The organism is Mycobacteriales bacterium (assembly GCA_035690485.1).
Classification (GTDB): domain Bacteria; phylum Actinomycetota; class Actinomycetes; order JAFAQI01; family DASSKL01; genus DASSKL01.
This window is the reverse complement of record DASSKL010000099.1, coordinates 21,685-27,684: the sequence shown is the minus strand read 5'-3', so window position 1 is coordinate 27,684 and position 6,000 is coordinate 21,685. Positions and strand designations below refer to the sequence as shown.

General features: G+C 73.6%; 7 protein-coding genes. 3 read left to right on the top strand and 4 right to left on the bottom strand.

Going from position 1 to position 6,000, the window contains the following annotated elements; translation table 11 throughout:
• Both VFJ21_15050 and hisN read right to left on the bottom strand, forming a co-directional pair.
• On the bottom strand, positions 1 to 574 hold a 574-nt coding region (locus VFJ21_15050), incomplete at its 3' end, for a DUF2332 domain-containing protein (protein ID HET7408439.1).
• Positions 571 to 1,356, bottom strand: a complete 786-nt coding sequence (gene hisN / locus VFJ21_15045) for a histidinol-phosphatase (GenBank protein HET7408438.1) — start codon at positions 1,354 to 1,356, stop codon at positions 571 to 573. The genes hisN and VFJ21_15050, both read right to left, overlap by 4 nt.
• Before the next feature lie 55 nt (positions 1,357 to 1,411).
• On the opposite strand from hisN, the gene VFJ21_15040 reads away from it, so the two are divergent.
• Both VFJ21_15040 and VFJ21_15035 read left to right on the top strand, forming a co-directional pair.
• Positions 1,412 to 2,002 (top strand): TetR family transcriptional regulator, encoded by a 591-nt coding sequence (locus VFJ21_15040; protein ID HET7408437.1) that lies wholly within the window; start codon positions 1,412 to 1,414, stop codon positions 2,000 to 2,002.
• Positions 1,999 to 3,102, top strand: coding sequence for a ferritin-like domain-containing protein (locus VFJ21_15035; protein HET7408436.1), 1,104 nt, complete (start codon positions 1,999 to 2,001; stop codon positions 3,100 to 3,102). The genes VFJ21_15040 and VFJ21_15035 overlap by 4 nt, the downstream gene beginning before the upstream one ends.
• Here the strand turns inward: VFJ21_15035 and rsgA are convergent.
• Together rsgA and aroA are read right to left on the bottom strand one after the other, a co-directional pair.
• Positions 3,099 to 4,115: a ribosome small subunit-dependent GTPase A gene (rsgA, locus tag VFJ21_15030; GenBank protein HET7408435.1), complete on the bottom strand. Its 1,017-nt coding sequence runs from the start codon at positions 4,113 to 4,115 to the stop codon at positions 3,099 to 3,101. The two genes, VFJ21_15035 and rsgA, sit on opposite strands and share 4 nt — an antisense overlap.
• Complete coding sequence (gene aroA, locus VFJ21_15025; protein HET7408434.1) at positions 4,085 to 5,371, bottom strand: 3-phosphoshikimate 1-carboxyvinyltransferase; 1,287 nt, start codon at positions 5,369 to 5,371, stop codon at positions 4,085 to 4,087. The genes rsgA and aroA overlap by 31 nt, the downstream gene beginning before the upstream one ends.
• A 59-nt stretch (positions 5,372 to 5,430) precedes the next feature.
• Between aroA and VFJ21_15020 the strand changes: the two genes are divergently transcribed.
• A complete protein-coding gene (locus VFJ21_15020) occupies positions 5,431 to 5,889 on the top strand; it encodes a hypothetical protein (GenBank protein ID HET7408433.1) in 459 nt (152 codons plus the stop codon).
• Positions 5,890 to 6,000 lie beyond the last annotated feature (111 nt).

Genomic DNA, 6,000 nt, shown 5'->3' with positions numbered 1-6,000 from the left:
GCCACGCGGCGCCGAGATGTACCGGTGAGTCCAGATCGCCGTACGACGCGACCGCGCCGGTGATGTGGAAGCGGTCCGCGCGCAGGTTCAAGCCGGCGCTGGTGCCGATCTCGACGAGCCTGACCGGTAGCTCCGCCTCGGTCACGGCGTGCAGCAGCCCACCGATGAGGGCCGCTCCGCGGCCGACCTCGTTGGTCTGCGGTGGGCGCAGCAGCCAGTCCCGGACGGTGGCGCGGTGATCCTCGAGCACGGCGGCCAGCGCGGGCCATGCATCGGCGTCGACGGGGACGGTGCCGCTCGCTGACGGGTAATAGCGCGCGAGGTCCGGTGCCTGCCCGGTGAGGACGAGGGCGTGGATGCCTCCAAGCATCCGCAGCGCGAGCGCGCTGGGTCCGGGGTCGTGGAGGTGGTCCTCGAGCACGCGCAGCGTCGGGCCACCGGCGATCAGGTCGTCGGCGGCGTCCTCCAGCAGGGCGGCGTAGAGCGGACTGCCGATCAGGGCGCAGCCCGCCGCCTGCTCACGCAGCCGCCGGGCCGTGCGTTCGACCGGGCTCTCGTCCCCGTCGTCCGTCACGCGGGCGCCAACGCCGCGAGGGCTGCGTCGTGAAGCAGGCCGTTGCTCGCCACCGCGCTGCCGCCGTCGGCGCGGTCCGCGCCGGTCAGGTCGGTGAAGCGCCCGCCCGCCTCCTCCACGATGACGGTGAGGGCGGCGAGGTCCCACAGGGAGACCTCCGGCTCGCACGCGATGTCGACCGCGCCCTCCGCGACGAGCATGTACGACCAGAAGTCGCCGTAGGCGCGGGTCCGCCACGCCTGCCCGAGCAGGTCGAGGAACCCGGACGATCGTCCGACGGTCTCCCAGCCGCCGAGCGAGGAGTAGGAGATCGAGGCGTCGTCCAGCGTCGCCACGCGTGAGACGCGGCAGGCGTGCGCGTCGTGCACCGAAGGCCCGGTCCAGGCGCCGGTGCCGGCGGCCGCCCACCACCGTCGGCCGAGCGCGGGTGCGGACACGACCCCGACGACCACCTCGCCGCCCGCCTGCAGCGCGACCAGCGTCGCCCACACCGGCACACCGCGGACGAAGTTCTTGGTGCCGTCGACCGGGTCGACGACCCAGCGGCGCGGACCGTCGCCCTGCGCGCCGTACTCCTCCCCGAGCACCGCGTCATCGGGCCGCTCGCGCTCGAGCCGGCGGCGGAGGGCCTCCTCCACCGCCCGGTCGGCGTCGCTGACCGGGGTCAGGTCGGGCTTGGTCTCCACGTGCAGGTCGACCGCCTGGAAGCGCGCCGTGGTGATCGCGTCGGCGTCGTCCGCGAGCAGGTGCGCGAGCGCGAGGTCCCGGTCGAGGGAGGGCACCCGAGCACGGTACCGGTGGTTGACACGAAGCGCCCTCGTGTAAAGACTGTGACGTATGCCACCCGCCGGTGCGACGCGCGACGCGCTGCTCGACGCGGCCTTCGACGCGATCGTGGCCGGGGGTTGGGCCCAGGCACGGATGGCCGACGTCGCGGCCGCCGCCGGGGTGTCTCGCCAGACGCTCTACAACGAGTTCGGCAGCAAGGACGGTCTCGCCCAGGCGCTGACCCTGCGCGAGGTCGAGCGGTTCATCGACGGCACCGAGGCCGCGCTCGAGGAGGCGCACGCCGCCGGGCCGGTCGCCGCCATCACCGCCTGCGTGGCGCACACGCTGCGCGAGGCCAGCGGCAACCCGCTGCTGAAGGCGACGGTCTCCGACGACTCCAACGGCCTGCTGCCGTTCCTGACGACCCGCGGCCAGCCGGTCGTCGGCGCCGCCCGGGAGTCCGTGCGCAACTACCTGCTCGAGCACTGGCCGGCGCTGCCGGTCGCCGACATCGACGCCGTCACCGACACCGTCGTACGTCTCACGATCTCCTACATCGTCCTGCCGGCCGGCCCCGACGAGTCCGTCGACGGAGTCGCCGCCCGCATCGCACAAGTCGTCGAACGCCTCGTCATGCCCCCTCGGAGGAACTCTGCATGAGCACCAAGGACCTGTACTCCATCCCCGTCGACGTCGAGACCCGCTGGGACGTCCCCATGGTCGGCGACACGTTGTTCACCTGGGACTACGACGACGGCCGTGACCGGCTGCTGGCCCTGTACCAGAAGGGCAAGGACAAGCAGTGGGACTCCACGAAGCGGATCGACTGGTCGATCGAGGTCGACCCCAACGACCCGGCCGGCTTCCCGGAGGAGTACAACGACCTGGCCAACACCGACATCTGGCGCAAGATGTCGAAGAAGGAGCAGGACGAGTTCGGCCGGCACCAGTCCTCGTGGCTGTTCAGCCAGTTCCTGCACGGTGAGCAGGGCGCGATGGTCGTCTCGGCGCGCATCGTCGAGACCGTGCCCGACCTCGACTCGAAGTTCTACGCGGCCACCCAGACGATGGACGAGGCCCGCCACGTCGAGGTCTACAGCAAGTTCCTGCAGGAGAAGATCGGGCTGGTCTACCCGATGAACGACGACCTGGCCGCCCTGCTCAAGGACGCCCTCGAGCACAAGGAGTGGGACTACGCCTACCTCGGCATGCAGGTCCTCATCGAGGGCCTGGCGCTCGCGGCGTTCGGCCTCTACCGCGACATGGCGAAGAACCCGCTCGTGCAGCAGATCCTCGCCTACGTCATGCAGGACGAGGCGCGGCACGTGGCGTTCGGCCGGCTGTCGCTGAAGGACTACTACGCCGAGCTGAGCGACAAGGAGCGCGCCGAGCGCGAGGAGTTCGCGGTCGAGGGCTGCTACCTGATGCGCGACCGGTTCGAGGGCCGCGAGGTGTTCGACACCCTCGGCCTGCCCACCGAGGAGATCCTGGAGATCACCCGCAACTCCGAGATCCAGCAGGTCTTCCAGTCGCTGTTGTTCAGCCGGATCGTCCCCTGCATGAAGGACATCGGCCTGTGGGGCGACAAGGTCCAGAAGGCCTACGCCGACATGGGCGTGCTCGACATGGCCGGCGTCGACCTCGAAGCGCTCATGCGCGACGACGAGGACATCGCCGAGAAGATCGACGCCGCCAAGGCCGAGCTGGCCCTGCGCCGCCAGGAGATCAAGGACACGATCAGCCTCGGCGCCAGCGTCTAGTCCCCTGCGCCGCGCGCCACGAGCAGGTGGCGCAGCGACGCGAGCCGCTCGGGGTGGGCGTGCCCCTCGCCCACCCACCGGTCGAGCGCGCACACCTCGGGGTCGAGGTGGTCGCAGTCGCTCGGGCACTGCGCCGTGCCCGGCGCGAGTTCGGGGAACGCCGCGACGAGCCGGCCGGCATCGATGTGAGCCAACCCGAACGACCGGATGCCGGGCGTGTCGATGATCAACGTGTCCGGCCCGGCCGGCAGCGCGACCACGGAGGTCGACGTGTGCCGGCCGCGGCCGGTGGTCACGTTGACGGCTCCCGTACGCCGGTTCGCGCCGGGCACCAGCGCGTTGACCAGGGTCGACTTGCCGACCCCGGAGTGACCCACGAGCACGCTGACCCGCCCCTCGAGCCGCCTGCGCAGGGCGTCGAGACCGTCGAGCGCGCCGTCGTGGCGGCCCAGCACCACGGCTGGGACCTGCGCCGGGCCGTAGATCTCGGTCATGTCCGTCGGCGGAGCGAGGTCGGCCTTGGTCAGGCACAGCAGCGGGCCGATGCCCGCGTCGTGGGCCGCGACCAGGCACCGGTCGACCAGACCGGGTCGGGGCGGCGGGTCCGCCAGGGCGGTGACGACGACCAGCTGGTCGGCGTTGGCGACGATCACCCGCTCGAGCGGGTCGTCGTCGTCCGCGCTGCGGCGCAGCACCGACGCGCGGTCCTCGATCCGCACGATCCGGGCCAACCGGTCGGGATCTGCGCTGACGTCGCCGACCAGCGCCACCCGGTCACCGACGACGGCCCCGCGGCGGCCGAGCTCGCGGGCCCGCATCGCGACGACCTCGTGGTCGCCGACCCGGCAGGTGTAGCGGCCGCGGTCGACCGCGACGACCAGCCCGGCGACCGCGTCCTCGTGCTTGGGCCGTAGCCGGCTGCGCGGCCGGGACCCGCGGCCTGCCCGGCCGTGGTGGTCCTCCGGGTCGCCCGCGCGTGGACTCAGTGCGGCGCTCCGAGCATCCGGGCCCACAGGTCGACGAACCGGGGCAGCGTCTTGCCGGTGGTGGCGACGTCCTCGACGAGCACGCCCGACACCCGCAGCCCGAGGACCGCACCCGCCATCGCGATCCGGTGGTCGTGATAGGTCCGCCACCGGCCGCCGTGCAGCGCTGCCGGCTGGATCTCCAGCCCGTCGGCCGTGTCGCGGACCCGTCCGCCCAGGCCGTTGATCTCGGCGGCCAGCGCGGCCAGCCGGTCGGTCTCCTGCAGCCGAAGGTGGGCGATGCCGGTCAGCCGGCTCGGGCCGTCGGCCAGTGCGGCGACCGCGGCCAGCACCGGCACGGCCTCGGGGCAGTCGCGCAGGTCGGCCTCCAGCCCGTGGATCTCATCGCCGCCGGTGACCGTGAGCCCGTCGCCGTCGACCGTGTACGTCGCACCGCACCGGGCCAGCAGCTCCGGCAGGCTGGCGCCCGGCTGGGTCGTGCCGGCGGGCCAACCGGCGAGCGTCACGCGTCCACCGGTGACCAGGGCGGCCGCGAGGAACGGCGCCGCGCTCGACAGGTCGGGTTCCACGTCGACGTCTCGCGGACGCAGCACGCCGGGGGCGACGCGCCACACGTCCGGCGTCGCGTCGTCCACCTCGGCGCCCGCGGCCCGCAGCTCCGCGGCGGTCATCCGCAGGTGTGGGGCGCTGGGCACCGGGGGCCCCTCGTGGCGCACCGTTACGCCGCGCTCGTAGCGCGGCGCGGCGAGGAGCAGGGCACTGACGAGCTGTGACGACGTCGACGCGTCGAGGGTGACCTCGCCGCCGGCCACCGAGCCGTGGCCGTGCACGGTGACCGGCAGGGAGCCGCGACCGCCGTCGTCGAGGTCGATGCCGAGCGTGCGCAGCGCGGTCAGCAACGGCCCGACCGGTCGCTCGCGCACCCGCGGGTCGCCGTCGAAGCTCACGGTGCCCTCGGCCAGGCCGGCGAGAGGTGGCAGGAACCGCGCCACGGTCCCCGCGTTGCCGACGTCGACCGACGGCGCCCGCGGGTGCAGGGTCCCGGGCTGCCCGTCGACCACCCAGTCGTCGCCGTCGTCGGTGATCGGCACGCCGAGCGCGCGCAGGCCGGCGGCCATGAGCAGCGTGTCGCGGCTGCGCAGCGGGCGCCGCAGCCGGCTGCGGCCGTCGGCGAGCGCGGCCAGCACCAGCTGCCGGTTGGTCAGCGACTTCGACCCGGGCACCCGAACGACGGCGTCGACCGGGGTCGCCGGGGTCGGGGCCGGCCAGGAGTCGCCACGCACGCGTCGAATGATTCCACCCGGGTGGCGCCCGGCCGCCCTCCCGCACCAGGAAGGTCACCGTGCAGCGTCCCCACCGCACCGCCATGTCCGCGCTCGCCGTCGGCGTCCTGCTCGCCGCCGGGCTCACCGGCTGCGGCGGCTCGGCCGGCGGCGACAACCCGGTCGTCGCGGCCCCGTCGGACTCGTCGAGCGCCTGCCCGGCGCCCGGCTCCGGCGGCGCGCACTGGCCGGCCGGGGTGCCCGCGGACCTGCCGGCGTTCCCGGGCCTGGCGATCACCTCGACCCAGGCGGCCGACAACGGCGGGCACGTCGTGAAGGGTCGTGCGCCGCTGTCGCTGCACGACGGTGTGCGCTTCGTCCTCAAGCAGCTGCCCGCGGCGGGCTACACGCTCGGCCAGGGCGACTCGGAGTCGGACGAGGCCGACGCGCCGTTCACAAAGGGCACGGTGCAGGGATCGTTCCGGCTGTCCGCCACGCAGCCGTGCAGCACGACGGTCACGCTCACGATCAACCGTTGAGGACCCCCCGCGGCGGTAGCGCCGGGCAATCATGGGTAGGGCGGCCACCGCACGGGTCTTGCCCGGCGGTGCGCGGGGCAGTAGACCTTGCTGACGCACACCCCGAGGGAA